The organism is Paraburkholderia fungorum, from assembly GCF_900099835.1.
GTDB lineage: Bacteria > Pseudomonadota > Gammaproteobacteria > Burkholderiales > Burkholderiaceae > Paraburkholderia > Paraburkholderia fungorum_A.
Window position 1 is genome coordinate 1,482,482 of record NZ_FNKP01000001.1, and the last position, 15,124, is coordinate 1,497,605.

Below are 15,124 nucleotides of genomic sequence, written 5' to 3' on the forward strand. Positions count from 1 at the left end.
CTTTTGAATTCCGCGCTATCGTGCGGATCCCGACGTCGGCCAAGCACTACTTCTTCTTCGACAGTGTTCACCCGTTCCCTATTTAAAAGGGACACGATGCTCCGAGACCGTTAACGCAACTCACGACGAGATGGTCGGGCGCTCACGAAGGGGCGCACAAAGCGGAAATTTAACTCACTACTGTATCGTTCGGAGTTCCGCGTAAATCAAACTGTCTGACAAAATTAAAATAAGAATCGTGACACTTCGCTGCGCCACTCGTCCTTAACATTTCCTGCAAAGTACTGTATAAATATACAGTATCAACTCATCTCCCAAGCTTGCTCGATTTTTGAGCAGGGTGAGCATTTCCTTTCTACGAGCGTGTCTATGGCGGCAGCGATTCAGCTTGTGACGGCTACGCTGTCGTCGCAATTGCGGCGTCAGGTGTGGCAGGGCAATGAGATTGCCGAGGCAGAGTCTCGCGTAATTTCTAGCGGCTATACGGCGCTAGATCAACTGCTGCCGGGGCAAGGCTGGTCGGCTGGCAGTCTGACCGAGTTATTGATCGAACATTGTGGGGTGGGGGAGGTGCGTCTGCTGGCTCATGCGCTTTGCCATCTGACAAAGCAGGCCGGGCGGCATGTCATGCTCGTTGCGCCTCCCTATAAGCCATGTGCTGCGGCTTTGAGAGCCTGGGGTGTCGATGTCGAGCGGGTCTTATGGGTGCGCTCAGGTGAGGATCAGGCTTTGTGGGCGGCTACTCAGGCATTGAAGCAGGAGGGCATCGGCGCGGTTCTGGTATGGCTGCCGAATGTGCGCGCCGACAAGGTCCGGCGTCTGCAAGTGGCCGCTCAGGAATCGACAGCGCTGGCCTTTTTGATCAGGCCTGCCGAGGTCGCCACGCAATCTTCACCCGCGCCTTTGCGAATAATTTGCGAGCCACTTTTGCCTCCTAATGCGCAGACGATCAATCGTCGCCAATGGTTGCAGGAGATCGCTTTGTCGATCGATATCTTCAAGCGTCGTGGTCCCGCTCTCGCCGCACCTCTGCGTCTCGTTTTGCCGTTACAAGGCGTTTTGCTACCGGAAAACGGAGCCGGCAGCCGCCAGGACCCCGAGGTCAAACATGTTGTGGATCGCAATCACATTGCCACTCTTGTCGCTCGAAGCAGTGAAGCCTCTCGTTCCGCGTCCGGATGGTTCGCTCGCGAAGCCGAAGCGGTATGAGTTGTGCGACGAGGCAAGCAAAGCTCAGGATGTCCAGGACGCCGCCGCGGGGAATTGTTATGCGCTGGCTGATCACGCACACATTCTGCTGCCGGATTTCGACGCATTGTGTGCAGGAGTGCAGGCCGGTCATTCGCGTTCCTCTGCGTTGGCGCTTGCGCCAGGATTGAAGTTGCTAGCCGCCGACATAGGCCGTGAGACTCAGGCATTCGAGGCGATCGCGCTCGCGCTGTTGACATACACGCCGAAAGTGTCGCTCGCCGAGGCTCACACCTTGTTGCTGGAAGTCGGTTCCGGTTTGAGATTGTTTGGCGGCTTGCGCATGCTGTTGTTACGAGTGTCTGCGACAGTGGCGGAGTTCGGCTATACGGCGCGCATCTCCTGTGCACCAACAGCCTGGGGCGCGTGGTTATTGGCGCAGGCGCGCGTTGGCCGGCAGCGACATCGCTGGCATGTGATCAAGCAGAGTTCTCTCGAGTGTGCTCTCGATGGGTTATCGGTTTCGTTATTGCCGGTAGCGCAGGTACATCGTGATGCATTCGCGCATGTCGGCTGCATTACGCTCGCCGATTTGCGTCGGTTGCCAAGGACGGGTGTCGTGCGGCGTTTTGGTAGCGGCATCCTGGACCTGCTGGCACAGGCGTACGGCACTCGTGCCGATCCGCGCGAAGCGTTTCGTGCGCCGGCATCGTTTCATGCGCAACTGGAATTGCCGTCGCGTGTCGATAACGCGGACGCGTTGCTGTTCGCCGCGCGTCGGCTGATCGTGCAACTGGCCGGCTGGCTGAGTGCGCATCATGCGGCACTCAGTGGTTATACCTTGCTGATGGAGCATGAATTGGCATCACGTCATGCTCCGAAGACATCCAGCCTGAACGTCGCGTGGGCGATCCCGTCGCGTGACGCGGATCATCTGATCTGGCTATTGCGGGAAAAGTTGAATCAAACGGTTCTGGCTGCGCCGGTCATCGAGTTGAAGCTGGTTGCAGATCAGATTGTCGAATATGCAGGGAAATCCGATACGTTGTTTCCGATGCCCGAATCGGACGGCGATTCGATTGCGCGCCTGCTCGAACGATTGAGCGCGCGATTGGGGCCTGAAAATGTGTTGCAGATGTCGGTGCAGGACGATCATCGCCCTGAACGGGCAATGAGCGTCGAGGCTTATCAGGCGAAGGCGTTTTCGCGCAAGAGGCGTTCGTCGGCGAAGGGGCGGACGAAGGTTCGGGAAGATAAGACCTGGCTGATCGACGAGTTGAAGAATGCCGAAGAAGGCGCGCGTATGAAGGGCGAGGTGATGGCGAGAGCAGCCGCGGTAGATTCGGGCACTATGGCTGAGAACATTGTTGACCTCAACGCGACCAACGCGACCAACGCGACCAACCAAGCCCCCATACTCCCTCACCCAGCCAACCCTCAACACAGTCTGGCATTGCCCGACACCCCTCTACCCAGCCAGCCGCGCCCACTCTGGATGCTCGACAAACCATTGCGCCTCATGATGCGCGACCAGCGCCCGGTCTATCGTCGTCCGTTGAAAATGCTGACCCGTACCGAGCGGATTGAAGCGGGGTGGTGGGACGGCGATATTGTCGAACGGGATTATTACGTTGCCGCCGACGATCGCGGCCACATGTTCTGGGTGTATCGGGAGCGTACCGAGAAGGGCGAATGGTATTTGCAAGGCCTGTTCGGTTGAGTGTGGTGAACATTTTCCAGTCATCGCAACTTGCTCAACAGCCGTCCACGGCACACTTGCCGCCGTATGCCGAGCTGCATTGCCTAACTAATTTCACATTCCTGCGCGGCGCGTCGCATCCGCATGAGTTGGTTGAGCAGGCCATGTCGCGCGGCTACAGCGCGCTCGCGATCACTGACGAATGCTCGTTGGCGGGTGTCGTGCGGGCTCATGTGAGGCTGAAAGAAATAGGCGAGGAGCGGGAACGTCAACGGAAAGAGCGTGAGAAGGAGACGGCAGCCGAAGCCGCAGAAAGTACAGAAGCACCAATCTCCGCTGAAGACGTAAAAGAAGCCGCAGTTCCGCACGAAGAGACGCGAAAATCTTCGGCAAGAAACGAAGCAAGAACTCCTGAAGCGCAACCAGAAACCGCAGAGACCGACGCCGACGCCCAACCCGAACCGCAAAAACCCATCCCCCACCTCATCATCGGCAGCGAACTCAACCTGACCGATGAAAACGGCGAACCGTTCTGCACGCTGGTCGCGTTAGCAATCAACCGCAATGGATATGGCAACCTCTCCGAGCTAATTACGCTGGCGCGATCGCGCGCGGAGAAGGGCAGCTATCGTCTCGGCCCATCGGACTTCACCGATGCACTCCCACATCTGGCGCATCTGAAAACGTTGCCCGATTGCGTGTTGCTCCTCGTGCCGCAGCGTACGGCAACGCTCTCGCATACGTTGTATTGCGCGCACTGGCTCGCATCGTTCGCGGCAGGGCGTGCGTGGATCGCGCTTGAACTATGGCAAACCGGCAGCGACGATCTTCAGATCGACGCGTTGCGGATGATTTCGCAAGCGAGCGGATTGCCCCTGGTCGCAGCGGGTGGCGTGCTCATGCACACGCGATCGCGCAAGCCCTTACAGGACACGATGACCGCCATCGGCCGCGTCACGCCGCTGTCTGAATGCGGTCACGCACTCGAACCGAACGCGGAACGGCACATGCGCACTCGGGTCCGGCTCGGCAAGCTGTATCCACGGGACACGCTCGAAGAAACATTGCGCGTCGCCGCGCTGTGCCGCTTCTCGCTTACGGAACTTGCATATGAATATCCCGAAGAACTGGTGCCCGCCAGCGAATCGCCGTCGAGTTATTTGCGCAAGCTGGTCATGGCCGGTGCCATGGAACGTTGGCCGCAAGGCATGGACCTGAAACGAATCGGCCAGATCGAAAAGGAGTTGAGCCTGATCGCCGATCTGAAATACGAAAAGTATTTTCTGACGGTGCACGATATCGTGAGTTTCGCTCGCTCCAGAAACATTCTGTGCCAGGGGCGAGGGTCGGCGGCGAATTCGATTGTCTGTTACTGCCTGCATGTCACTGAAATCGATCCGATCAGTATGAACATGCTGATCGAGCGATTCATCTCGCGCGCGCGTAATGAGCCGCCCGATATCGACGTCGACTTCGAGCATCAGCGTCGCGAAGAGGTCATCCAATATATTTATACGAAGTACGGTCGCCATCGGGCGGCGTTGACGGCATCGCTGATTACATATCACACGCGCAGTGCATTGAAGGACGTCGGCAAGGCGCTGGGTCTGGAGGCGTCGCTGATCGAGCGGATCAGCAAGTCGCAGCAGTGGTGGGACGGCCCGGACGCGGTCGCTAAATATCTGACCGAAGCGGGCTTTGATGCCAACTCCCACACTACGCAATATCTGATTCGTCTCACGAACGAGTTGCGCACTTTTCCGCGTCATCTGTCGCAACACGTCGGCGGTTTTGTGATCGCGAAAGACAAGCTGTCGCGGCTTGTGCCGATCGAGAACGCGACGATGAAAGACCGCAGCGTGATCGAGTGGGATAAGGACGATATCGACGCACTCAAGCTGCTGAAAGTCGACGTGCTCGCTCTCGGCATGTTGTCGGCGATCCGGCGCGGGCTGGAATTTGTCGCATTAAGACGCGGCTTTCCGGCGTTCAGGATGCAGGACATTCCGCGCGAGGATCGTGGCGTCTACGAGATGTGCGGCCATGCCGACACGATCGGCGTGTTCCAGATCGAATCGCGCGCACAGCAAAGCATGCTGCCGCGTCTGAAACCGAAGGAGTATTACGACCTGGTGATCGAGGTGGCGATCGTGCGACCGGGGCCGATTCAGGGCGGCATGGTGCATCCCTATTTGCGTCGCAAGCAGGGTCTTGAGCCGGTCGATTACGCGAAAGACGAATTGCGGCCCGTGCTCGAACGTACTCTTGGGGTGCCGATTTTCCAGGAGCAGGTCATGCATCTGGCGATGGTCGCGGCGAAATATACCGGTGAGCAGGCTGATCAGTTGCGTCGTGCAATGGCCGCGTGGCGGCGCAGTGGCAACCTCGCGAAATATCAGAAGGATTTGAGCGATCGCATGCTCGCGCGCGGTTACGAGCAGGAGTTTATCGAGCGTATCTGCAATCAGATCGAGGGCTTCGGCGAGTATGGGTTTCCTGAAAGTCATGCGGCGAGCTTCGCGTTGCTGGTTTATCTCAGCGCATGGTTGAAGCGCTATGAGCCGGCCGCTTTTCTCGCGGGGTTGCTGAACAGTCAGCCGTTGGGGTTCTATTCGCCGTCGCAACTGGTTCAGGATGCGAAGCGTCACGGCGTCAAGGTATTGCCGCCCGATGTGACGCAAAGCGATTGGGAGTCGTGTTTCGAACAGCGCGAATCTGAGGGGCAGCGGATTTCAGCAGCGCAAACCTTGTTGCGTCGTCAGCAGGCGGTGCTGTCGGCGCAGCAATTGCGCGATCTTTCTTTGCGACGATTGTCGGTGAGCCGGACGATCCGGTGGGCGGCAAAGCGACTTGCCGCACGCGTGTATCAGCCGTCGAACACGTATGGTTTGCGCGGGCCGGCTGTGCGCCTCGGTTTGCAACTGATCAAGGGGCTCGCGCAAGACGCTGCCGAGCGCATCATGGCGGCCCGCAAAGACGCGCCGTTTTCCAATGTCGACGATCTGGCGCGTCGTGCGGCTCTGGCGCGACGCGATCTCGAAGCGCTTGCCGCGGCGAATGCGCTGGTCAGTATTGCCGGGCATCGGCGGGAAGCCTGGTGGGCGGTGACTGCGCAACATATCGTGCCGAAGCTGCTGCGTGACGCGCCGATCGCCGAAGCGCCGCTGGCGTTGGCGCAGGCGGCCGAAGGCCGCGAGATCGTCGACGACTACGCGAGCATCGGGCTCACTCTCAATCGTCATCCGCTAGCGCTGTTGCGGGCGCGTCTTGCGCAACAGCGCTTTCGTACGGCGGCCCAGCTTGCTGCGAGCCGGCACGGCACGCTGGTGCGCGCGTGCGGCATCGTCACCGTGCGGCAGCGGCCGGGCACGGCGAACGGCACCGTGTTCGTGTCGCTCGAAGACGAAACCGGTTCGGTCAATGTGATCGTCTGGCCGTCGCTAGTGGAAAAGCAGCGCAAGGCGCTGTTGGGCGCATCGTTGCTGGCGGTTTACGGCGTTTTGCAACGCGACGACGGCGTGCTCACCGGTGGCGGTAATGCCGATAAGGAAGACAACGGCAGCCGGAAGAAAAAGCAGAAACACCAGGGCGAGGTGGTTCACCTTGTCGCCCATCGTCTCGAAGACCTCAGCAACTGGCTCGGCGAACTGGCGACTACGAGCCGCGATTTTCATTGATGGCGGTTCGCCGGCCTCAGGTCGACGGCGTTTCGCCTCGCCATGGATGCGCAGCCAATACCTGCCGGATCGCCGTATCGAATGGTGTGCGGCGGCCGATCCCGAGTACCTCGAGTTGGCCCGAAGCGAGGTGGCAGTTGTGTGGGCGGGGCGTCGTGTCGGTCGGCGTGCGTTGCGGCGCCAGGTGCGCATCGAGTTGCAGCGCGTCGGCAAGACGTATGGCGATTTCGTACTTGGTCATCGGTTCGTCGCCCGACCATTGGACAATGCCGCGGATCGTTTCGCCGCGCGAATGCCGTTCGAGCATTTGCCGGATCACAAAGGCGACGTCGGGCGTGAAGGTGGGATAGCGGATCGCCCATGCGTCCATGACGGCGGGCTTGCCACTGGTGTCGTTAGCGCCGTTCGTGGAAGCCGAGGCGGCAATCGCCGGCACGAGACTGGTAACAGCCGATTCCGCCCAACTGACGACAGGCCCGTATAGCAGCGGCAACCGCAGCACACAGCCGAGGCTGGTTGTCTCGATTAGCGCACGTTCGCCTTCGAGCTTGCTGTGTCCGTAAGCGTTGAGCGGCGCGGGCGTGGAATCATGCTGGTAGGGCGGGTGGGTGCCGTCGAACACGTAGTCGGTGGAAATGGAGAGTGTCCACGCGCCGCGCCGGTTGGCCGCTGCGGCGAGGGTCCGCACCGCGTCGACATTCAATGCGCGAGCAAGCGCCGGATCATGCTCGCACACGTCCGGACGACGCTCTGCCGCAGCGATCACCAGCGCGTCAGGCGCTTCGGTTTCGACAAACCGCTCGACCGCCTGCGCGTCGCGAATATCCAGCGCAACCGTATTCGGACCTGGCCGGCTGAACGCCGTGGCAACGACTTGCCAGCCGGATTGCTGTGCGAGTTCGTCGACGAGTGCGCGACCGAGCAAGCCCGATGCGCCAATAACGGCAACCTTGAACATGATCTGGGGCTCGTCTTGTTTCGTTTAGTTTCGCTTAATGGGCGGCGTCGCCTGCGACTCCGGTCGCAACGGCATTGACGGTGTAGCCGGCTTCGTCGATCGCGGCTTTCAGCGCGTCGACCGATTGTGTGGAATCGACCACCACGCGCCCCGACGCGAGATCCACCTGAACCTGGGCGGTGTCGTCGTGTTCGCGAATCGCGTTCGTGACGGCTGCGACGCAATGCTGGCAGCTCATGCCTTCTACCTGGAATTCGATGGTCATTGGATTGGTCTCGGGAGAAATCAAGATGGCGATAGTTGAATTATGCCTGCCGAACCGTATTTGAGTACGTGACCTTCCCATTATGGGAAGGTGTACGATCGATTCATACTCTGAGGAAAAGTCATGAATATCGGCGAAGCGGCGCGCATGTCGGGTGTTACGGCGAAGATGATCCGCTATTACGAAAGCGTGGGTTTGCTGGCGGCAAAGGCGAGGACGAGCGCGGGCTATCGCGTATACGGGCCTCAAGAGGTGCATTCGCTGCGGTTTATCCGGCAGGCCCGTCGGCTGGGTTTCCTGGTCGAAGATATTCGACGTCTTCTGGCGCTGTGGCACGACCGGTCGCGCGCAAGTGCCGAAGTCAAGGGAATCGCGCTGGAACATGTGGCAGAACTGGATCGTCGTATCGCCGAATTGACGGACATGCGCGACACGCTGGCCCATCTGGCAAACCATTGTCACGGGGATGACCGCCCAGACTGCCCGATTATCGAACGTCTTGCCGATCCGGATTCAGAGGCCAATTTGGAGAAATCAGGATGCCATGATCGATAACGTTGGTAGCTGACAAGGACGCAGGTGCAACCCTTGGATGCTATTTGTCGCAACCTTGCCTTTTTTGCACCAATATTGTGCTTAAAAATTTGGGGAAGTACCAATTTCCGTTAAAAATGCATTCTGAATCGCGCTAAATCAACAACTTACACGCACCACACGCGTGCACCATTCCAAAACGGAATGCACGTCATGCGGGCATTTCACTAGCAAGGTTGCACCATCACGCTATAATTCGGGTTAACCCTTTTGCGGGAAATCCCTGATGTCCAACTTCACCGGGGATTCAATCTGATCCTTGGAGAACATCATGTTTGCGTACATTCTTGAAAAGCTGAGCACCTGGTTTGAAACTGCAGAGCGTAACCGCCGTGAAGCCTACCTGGCCTCGTCGTCGGACATCGTCCAGCTCGAACAACGTATCCGCTCGCTGGAAACCAACGGCTACTCGCTGTAAGTTTCGCCCGCATCACGTTTGACCCGGCGGCGCATGTTGCGTGGCCACTGCAGTAAAGCGTCAAGCCCCGTCAAATGCGGGGCTTTGTCACATCTGGACCTCGAAAACTGAATTGGGCGTCCGACGGCTAGTTGTGGCGAATATCGACTAGCCTCCTGGCTCACGTCGAGGTAAGGTAAATGTTCGCCGCGCCGTCGTCCGCGCGATTCGGCATTTTCAAACCAAACCGGTCCGCCTATGCCTCCTGTCCGTCCGCTTAAATCCTTTCTGGCCGTGGCTTCCGCTGCTTCGCTGGCGACGGTTCTGGTCGCGTCCACTGCGTACGCTGCGTCGGATAGCACGCGCGCGCCGGTCATCCTCGATTCACAGGGCGGAATTTACGACGGTCAGGGTGGCACGATGCTGCAGACCGGGCCGCTCTCGCGGCAGCCGATTGTCGGCGCGCAGCCCATCGCTGCACCCGCCGAACTGGCGCCCCCTGAGTCGTCGACACCGGTAGTTGTCGCGCCGTATATCCAGGTGCCGGTTGGCGGCGGCTCGACGCCACGGCCCCAGCCGCGTCCGCTACCTCGCACGCAGTAACAGTCTGCGGCGCGTATTCTCCCGCCGATTTTTTCCTCGTTCCTTTTATTAAAAACATCGATGACACGGCGGGCACCCGGGCGCTGCGCGCCCGCGTGATTACGCGTGAAGTGGCTCGACATACGCCATTGGGGTTTGGGCGAATGGCCCGGCCGAAACCGTCCGACGACAATCGTGGCGCGGCTTGTCGCTGGCCATTCCGCGCCACGACTATCGTGCAGTGCCGCCGCATCGAATAAAAAGGAACAAGGAGATATCAGATGCCCCTTCTCAGGATGCGGCGTGCTACCCGCGCCTGCGTGACGCTGCTCACACTTGTCGCCATCGCGCTACCCGGTGCCACGCGCGCCAAGGACGTACCGGAAACGCCGGCGATAACGTTGGCCGTGGGCGGCTTGCCGGGTCTTTACTATTTGCCGGTGCTGGCTGCGCAGCAGTTGGGCTACTTCAAGGAGGAGGGCCTCGACGTCACGCTCGAAGATTTCGCGGGGGGATCGAAGGCGCTGGAGGCGGTGGTGGGCGGCAGCGCGGACGTAGGCGCCGGCGCGTTCGAGCACACGTTGTTCATGCAGGAAAAAGGACAGCATTACCGCGCATTCGTGCTGATGGGCCGCGCACCGCAGATCGTGGTCGCGGTGCTGAAATCGAAGGCCGATCAACTCAAGACGCTGGCGGACTTCAAGGGCGCGAAAGTGGGCGTGAGCGCGCCGGGTTCGTCGACGGATCTCGTTCTCACCGTGGCTTTGCGCAAAGCGGGCGTGCAGCGCAACGAAATTTCGGCGATCGGCGTGGGCAGCGGCGCCACGGTGCTGGCGGCGGTCAGCGGCGGTCGGATCGACGCGCTTTCCAACGTCGATCCGATGATGACCAAACTCACGCGTAGTGGCGCAATCAGGGTGCTGATCGATACGCGAACCGTGAAGGGCACGCAGGAGGTATTCGGCGGGACAATGCCCGCGGCGACGCTCTACGCGTCGGAACAGTTCATTCAGAAGAATCCGAAGACGACGCAGGCGTTAGCCAACGCGATCGTGCACGCCAACCGCTGGCTGCAGACCGCAAGCGACGCCGATCTGCTGAAGATGGTGCCGCCGGCTTATCTGCTCAACGACTCGGCGCTTTATGTCGAGGCTTTTCACAATGTACGTGACGCCTATTCGCCGGATGGCTTGATGCCGGCGGACGGCCCGGCGACTTCATTGCGGGCGCTGTCGTCGTTTGATAGCACGCTCGATCCGAAGAAAATCGATCTGAACGCGACTTATACGAACGACTTTGCCCAGAAGGCCGCGGCGCAATTCAAGTAGAGGATGGCGGCGTATGCTCCAGCGCGCCGTCTGCGCGACGGCGGCCGGGCGTTCGAAGCCGCATCCTTCAACTTACGACTGAACCTCAATCGCCGCGATATTCGACCTTGAATTCCGCAGCCTTGTCTTCGCCGAGCGCTTTTACGAGCCAAGGCATTTGTTCCTTCAGCGCTTTCGCGAGCGTAAAAGGCGGGTTCAGAATGAACATGCCGCTGCCGAACAGCCCGAAGCCGTCTGCCGGCGGGTTGCTCACGGTCAGGCTCACGTGCAGCCAGTTACGCGCCTGCAGTTTCTTCAACTGCTCAGGAAAACGCTGCGATTCCGGGCGTCGCACCTGCGGATACCAGACTGCATAAGTGCCGGTCGGAAAGCGCTTCAGACTTTCTTCGACACAGCGAAACGTGCGCATGTAATCGCGCTTGTCTTCATAGGACGGATCGAGCAGCACCAGCGCGCGGCGCGGCGCCGGCGGCAGCAACTTGATAATGCCGTCGAAGCCGTCGCCCGCGAACAGCATGGCGCGACGGCCCGCGTCGCGGAAATTGTGGCGCAATACGTCGATTTCGGTGGTGTGCAGCTCGAACAGACGCATGCGGTCCTGTTCGCGCAGTTGCCGCCACGCGATGTACGGCGAGCCCGGATAAAAGCGCAACTGGCCGTCGGGATTCAACGCGCTCACTTCTTCGATGTAATCGGCGAAGATCGGCGGCAGATCGTTGCGTTCCCACAGTTTGGCAATGCCGGTCTGGAACTCGCCGGTCTTGATCGCGAAGCCTTCCCTCAGCGAATAAACGCCGGCGCCCGCATGCGTGTCGATATACCAGTAGGCTTTGTCCTTCTGGCCGAGGTAGCGCAAGAGCTGCAACACGACGGCGTGTTTCAGAACGTCGGCGTGATTGCCTGCATGAAAGGCGTGGCGGTAGCTGAGCATGATGAGGAGACGCTGAAAGAGAGCATGCCGGTCCGGACGGATGCGGCGGTGCGGTGCAGGACGGCCGCGCGACGGACAAACATCGCCGATGCGCAGCGCGGTCGCGTATTGTACGCGACGCCGCGTTGCGCTTTGCGGGAAGTTCCGCCGGAAGGTGCGCCTTGCGGGCCGCCACCTCCGTTTCGCGTCACTCCACGGCGTTGCCGCGTCGAACCATGCTACGCGCTCCGACGCAAATCCGGTCAGTCGTACGGATCAGTCGTACGCGTCGCCGATGATGTCTTCGATCCGCTTCTTGATCTCCGGCGTAATGCGTTGCGCGACCTCGATCGACTTCATGTTCTCGCCGATCTGTTCGACTCGCGACGCGCCGGTAATCACCGTGCTGACGTTCGGGTTCTTCAGGATCCAGCCGATTGCCAGTTGGCCGATCGTGCAGCCCAATTCGTCCGCCACTTCGCCGAGCCTGCCGACTGTGTTGTTCCTGCCCGCATCAGTGACCATGTTGCGCAGCCAGTCGTAGCCCTGCAACTGCGCGCGGCTGTCGGCGGGCACGCCGCTGCGATATTTGCCGGTGAGCAGGCCGGACGCCAGCGGACTCCACGTGGTCAGCCCGAGGCCGAGGTCCTCATAAAGCCGTTTGTACTCTTCCTCGACGCGCTTGCGATTGAACAGGTTGTATTGCGGCTGTTCCATCACCGGCTTGTGCAGATGATGCCGCTCGGCGACCTCATACGCGGCGCGGATCTCGTCGGCGCTCCATTCGGAGGTGCCCCAGTACAGCGCCTTGCCGCGCGTGATCATGTCGCTCATCGCCCAGACCGTTTCTTCGATCGGCGTATTCGGATCGGGACGATGGCAGAACGCCAGGTCGACATAATCGAGTTGCAGCCGTTTGAGCGAAGCGTCGATTGCGTTCAGCAGGTATTTGCGGTTCAGCGTGTGGTACTGGTTCGGCGCTTCATTGAGACCCCAGAAGAATTTCGTCGACACCACATAGCTCACGCGCGGCCACGCCAGCTCTTTCAAAGCCTGACCCATGATTTCTTCGGATTTGCCGCCTGCGTAGGCCTCGGCGTTGTCGAAGAAATTGACGCCGGCGTCGCGCGCGGCGGCGAGCGATTCACGCGCCGCGTGAGTGTCCACCTGGCTGCCGTAGGTGACCCACGAGCCGATGGACAGTTCGCTGACTTGCAGGCCGGAGCGGCCCAGACGTCGATAATTCATGCATGCCTCCTTGTTGTTGATGTCACCGGAATTTCACCGAAAACGTCCAGTTTAATGAGATATCGCGCGATGTGCGTTTTACCTCTGGAGTTCACAGGGTTCATGCACAATAGCAGCCTTGGCCGCAATGCAGCATTCGGCTGGATGGCCTATGCCGTCTGGCTGACTTCACGTCGCTTGCGGTTCCGTGGTCTCATTGCTTATCAACTGCATGGAGGTTCTGAATGTCGTCTACGAACACGAATCTGAATGGCAAGGTCGCCGTGGTCACCGGCGCGGCAAGCGGCATCGGCAAGCAGATCGCGCTGACTCTTTCCGCAGCCGGCGCAGCGGTCGCCATCGCCGACCTGAACCAGGACGGCGCGAACGCTGTTGCCGAAGAAATCACGAAAGGCGGCGGTAAGGCAATCGGTGTGGCCATGGACGTGACGAACGAAGATGCCGTCAATCAGGGCATCGACAAAGTCGTGGCCGAACTCGGCTCGGTCGACATTCTCATTTCCAACGCCGGCATCCAGATCGTCAATCCGATCGAAAACTATTCGTTTTCCGACTGGAAGAAAATGCAGGCCATTCACGTGGACGGCGCGTTCCTGACCACGAAAGCCGCGCTCAAGCATATGTACAAGGACGATCGCGGCGGCATCGTGATCTACATGGGTTCGGTCCATTCGCATGAAGCGTCGCCGCTGAAGTCCGCGTACGTGACGGCGAAACACGCGTTGCTCGGCCTGTCGCGCGTGCTGGCGAAAGAAGGCGCGAAGCACAACGTGCGCTCGCATGTGGTGTGTCCGGGTTTCGTGCGCACGCCGCTCGTCGACAAGCAGATCCCCGAGCAGGCTAAAGAACTCGGCATCAGCGAAGAAGACGTGATCAAGCGCGTGATGCTGGGCGGCACGGTCGACGGCATTTTCACCACGGTGGAAGACGTCGCGCAGACGGTGCTGTTCCTGTCCACATTCCCGACGGCGGCGCTGACCGGCCAGTCCTTTATTGTGAGCCACGGCTGGTACATGCAATAAGGGGGCACCCATGGCGCAACGCAATCTCAAGCGGGCGCGCGTGGGCGCGCCCGGCGACGGGGAGGGCGAGGGCGCAGGACCGGCCACCGCCTCACGCCCGGGGCGGCACCTTCATTTGCCCAACTACGAAACCGTCGCGCTGATGCTGCAAGGCGGCGGCGCATTGGGCGCCTATCAGGCTGGCGTCTTTCAGGGCCTTTACGAGGCCGGCATCGAGCCGAACTGGCTGGCGGGCATTTCGATCGGCGCATTGAATACGGCGATCATTGCCGGTAATCCACCGGAAAAGCGCGTCGAGCGGCTGCTGCAATTCTGGGAGACGATCTGCCAGCCCGCGTTCGGGCCGCCGTTGCCGGCTTTCATCGAGCATGCGCTGTTCAACTCCAGCGAAGCCGTGCGCAAAGCGTTCACGGCAACCCAGGCAATGGGCGCGATCATCGAAGGGCAGAAGGGCTTTTTCGTGCCGCGCTTCCCGCCGCCGTTGCCCACGGTGTCCGGGCCGCCGCAAATGGCCAGTTATTACGACACCACGCCGCTGAAGGCCACGCTCGAAGCGTTGTGCGATTTCGACCGGATCAACTCGAAGGAAATGCGCGTGTCGGTGGGCGCGGTCAATTGCGGCACCGGCAACTTTGCGTACTTCGACAACACACACACGACGCTGAGGCCCGAGCATTTCATGGCGTCGGGCGCGTTGCCGCCGGGCTTCGCGGCGGTTGAGATCGACGGCCAGTATTACTGGGACGGCGGTTTGATGTCGAATACGCCGCTCTACGAGGTGATTCAATCCACGCCGCGTCGCGACACGCTCGCATTTCAGGTCGATTTGTGGAGCGCGATCGGACCGGTGCCGGACAACATCACCGACGTCCAGGGGCGCATGAAGGACATCCAGTATTCGAGCCGTACACGCCTCGTGACCGATATGCTGCAGCGGTCGCAACGTTTCAGGCACGTGCTGCGCGAGGTGCTGGAGCGGGTGGCCGCCGAAGGGCGTGAAGATCCGTGGTGCAAGCTGGCCGAAGACCTCGCGTGCTCGAAGCGCTACAACGTGATTCACCTCATCTACCGGCACAAGGAGTACGAGGGGCACTACAAGGACTTCCAGTTCGGCTTGTCGACCATGCGCGAACATTGGCAAAGCGGGCTGGAGGATATTCGCCACTCGCTTGCGCATCCTGACTGGCTCGACATGCCCGATAACGACGCAGGTTTTGTCACGCACGACATTCATCGCGATTCGCGTTGAAGTCGGG

The 15,124-nt window shown here is 60.1% G+C and carries 13 protein-coding genes; 9 read left to right on the forward strand and 4 right to left on the reverse strand.

Annotated elements, in window-relative coordinates; all coding sequences use genetic code 11:
* Positions 1-369 precede the first annotated feature (369 nt).
* Genes imuA through BLS41_RS06595 form a run of 3 tightly spaced genes read left to right on the forward strand, consistent with a single transcriptional unit; the run spans position 370 to position 6,564 of the window.
* On the forward strand, positions 370-1,209 hold the full coding sequence (gene imuA, locus BLS41_RS06585) for a translesion DNA synthesis-associated protein ImuA (RefSeq protein WP_074763563.1): 840 nt from the start codon (positions 370-372) through the stop codon (positions 1,207-1,209).
* On the forward strand, positions 1,109-2,908 hold the full coding sequence (locus BLS41_RS06590) for a Y-family DNA polymerase (protein WP_074766326.1): 1,800 nt from the start codon (positions 1,109-1,111) through the stop codon (positions 2,906-2,908). The genes imuA and BLS41_RS06590 overlap by 101 nt, the downstream gene beginning before the upstream one ends.
* Complete coding sequence (locus BLS41_RS06595) at positions 2,881-6,564, forward strand: error-prone DNA polymerase (RefSeq protein ID WP_143026229.1); 3,684 nt, start codon at positions 2,881-2,883, stop codon at positions 6,562-6,564. Before BLS41_RS06590 ends, BLS41_RS06595 begins: the two co-directional genes overlap by 28 nt.
* Positions 6,565-6,580: 16 nt before the next feature.
* Here BLS41_RS06595 and BLS41_RS06600 read toward each other — a convergent pair whose 3' ends face one another.
* Both BLS41_RS06600 and BLS41_RS06605 read right to left on the reverse strand, forming a co-directional pair.
* A complete protein-coding gene (locus BLS41_RS06600; protein ID WP_074763564.1) occupies positions 6,581-7,522 on the reverse strand; it encodes a dTDP-4-dehydrorhamnose reductase family protein in 942 nt (313 codons plus the stop codon).
* Between the two features lie 34 nt (positions 7,523-7,556).
* A complete protein-coding gene (locus BLS41_RS06605) occupies positions 7,557-7,787 on the reverse strand; it encodes a heavy-metal-associated domain-containing protein (protein WP_074763565.1) in 231 nt (76 codons plus the stop codon).
* A 123-nt stretch (positions 7,788-7,910) separates the two neighbouring features.
* On the opposite strand from BLS41_RS06605, the gene cueR reads away from it, so the two are divergent.
* From cueR to BLS41_RS06625, 4 genes are all read left to right on the forward strand, one after another.
* Entirely contained in the window at positions 7,911-8,342 is a 432-nt protein-coding gene (cueR, locus tag BLS41_RS06610; RefSeq protein ID WP_074763566.1) for a Cu(I)-responsive transcriptional regulator, read from the forward strand.
* 310 nt (positions 8,343-8,652) lie between these two features.
* The gene (locus BLS41_RS06615) at positions 8,653-8,799 is read left to right on the forward strand and encodes a DUF3563 family protein (protein ID WP_074763567.1); all 147 of its coding nucleotides are present in this window, start codon (positions 8,653-8,655) and stop codon (positions 8,797-8,799) included.
* Positions 8,800-9,036: 237 nt separating this feature from the next.
* On the forward strand, positions 9,037-9,381 hold the full coding sequence (locus BLS41_RS06620) for a hypothetical protein (protein ID WP_074763568.1): 345 nt from the start codon (positions 9,037-9,039) through the stop codon (positions 9,379-9,381).
* A 260-nt stretch (positions 9,382-9,641) separates the two neighbouring features.
* Positions 9,642-10,688 (forward strand): ABC transporter substrate-binding protein, encoded by a 1,047-nt coding sequence (locus tag BLS41_RS06625; protein WP_074763569.1) that lies wholly within the window; start codon positions 9,642-9,644, stop codon positions 10,686-10,688.
* An 85-nt stretch (positions 10,689-10,773) separates the two neighbouring features.
* On the opposite strand, the gene BLS41_RS06630 is transcribed toward BLS41_RS06625, so the two are convergent.
* Both BLS41_RS06630 and BLS41_RS06635 read right to left on the reverse strand, forming a co-directional pair.
* On the reverse strand, positions 10,774-11,619 hold the full coding sequence (locus tag BLS41_RS06630; protein WP_074763570.1) for a 23S rRNA (adenine(2030)-N(6))-methyltransferase RlmJ: 846 nt from the start codon (positions 11,617-11,619) through the stop codon (positions 10,774-10,776).
* Between the two features lie 255 nt (positions 11,620-11,874).
* Positions 11,875-12,846: a potassium channel beta subunit family protein gene (locus tag BLS41_RS06635; protein WP_074763571.1), complete on the reverse strand. Its 972-nt coding sequence runs from the start codon at positions 12,844-12,846 to the stop codon at positions 11,875-11,877.
* A 224-nt stretch (positions 12,847-13,070) separates the two neighbouring features.
* On the opposite strand from BLS41_RS06635, the gene BLS41_RS06640 reads away from it, so the two are divergent.
* Together BLS41_RS06640 and BLS41_RS06645 are read left to right on the forward strand one after the other, a co-directional pair.
* Entirely contained in the window at positions 13,071-13,868 is a 798-nt protein-coding gene (locus tag BLS41_RS06640) for a 3-hydroxybutyrate dehydrogenase (RefSeq protein ID WP_074763572.1), read from the forward strand.
* Positions 13,869-13,878: 10 nt separating this feature from the next.
* Entirely contained in the window at positions 13,879-15,117 is a 1,239-nt protein-coding gene (locus BLS41_RS06645) for a DUF3734 domain-containing protein (RefSeq protein ID WP_074763573.1), read from the forward strand.
* Positions 15,118-15,124: the final 7 nt, after the last annotated feature.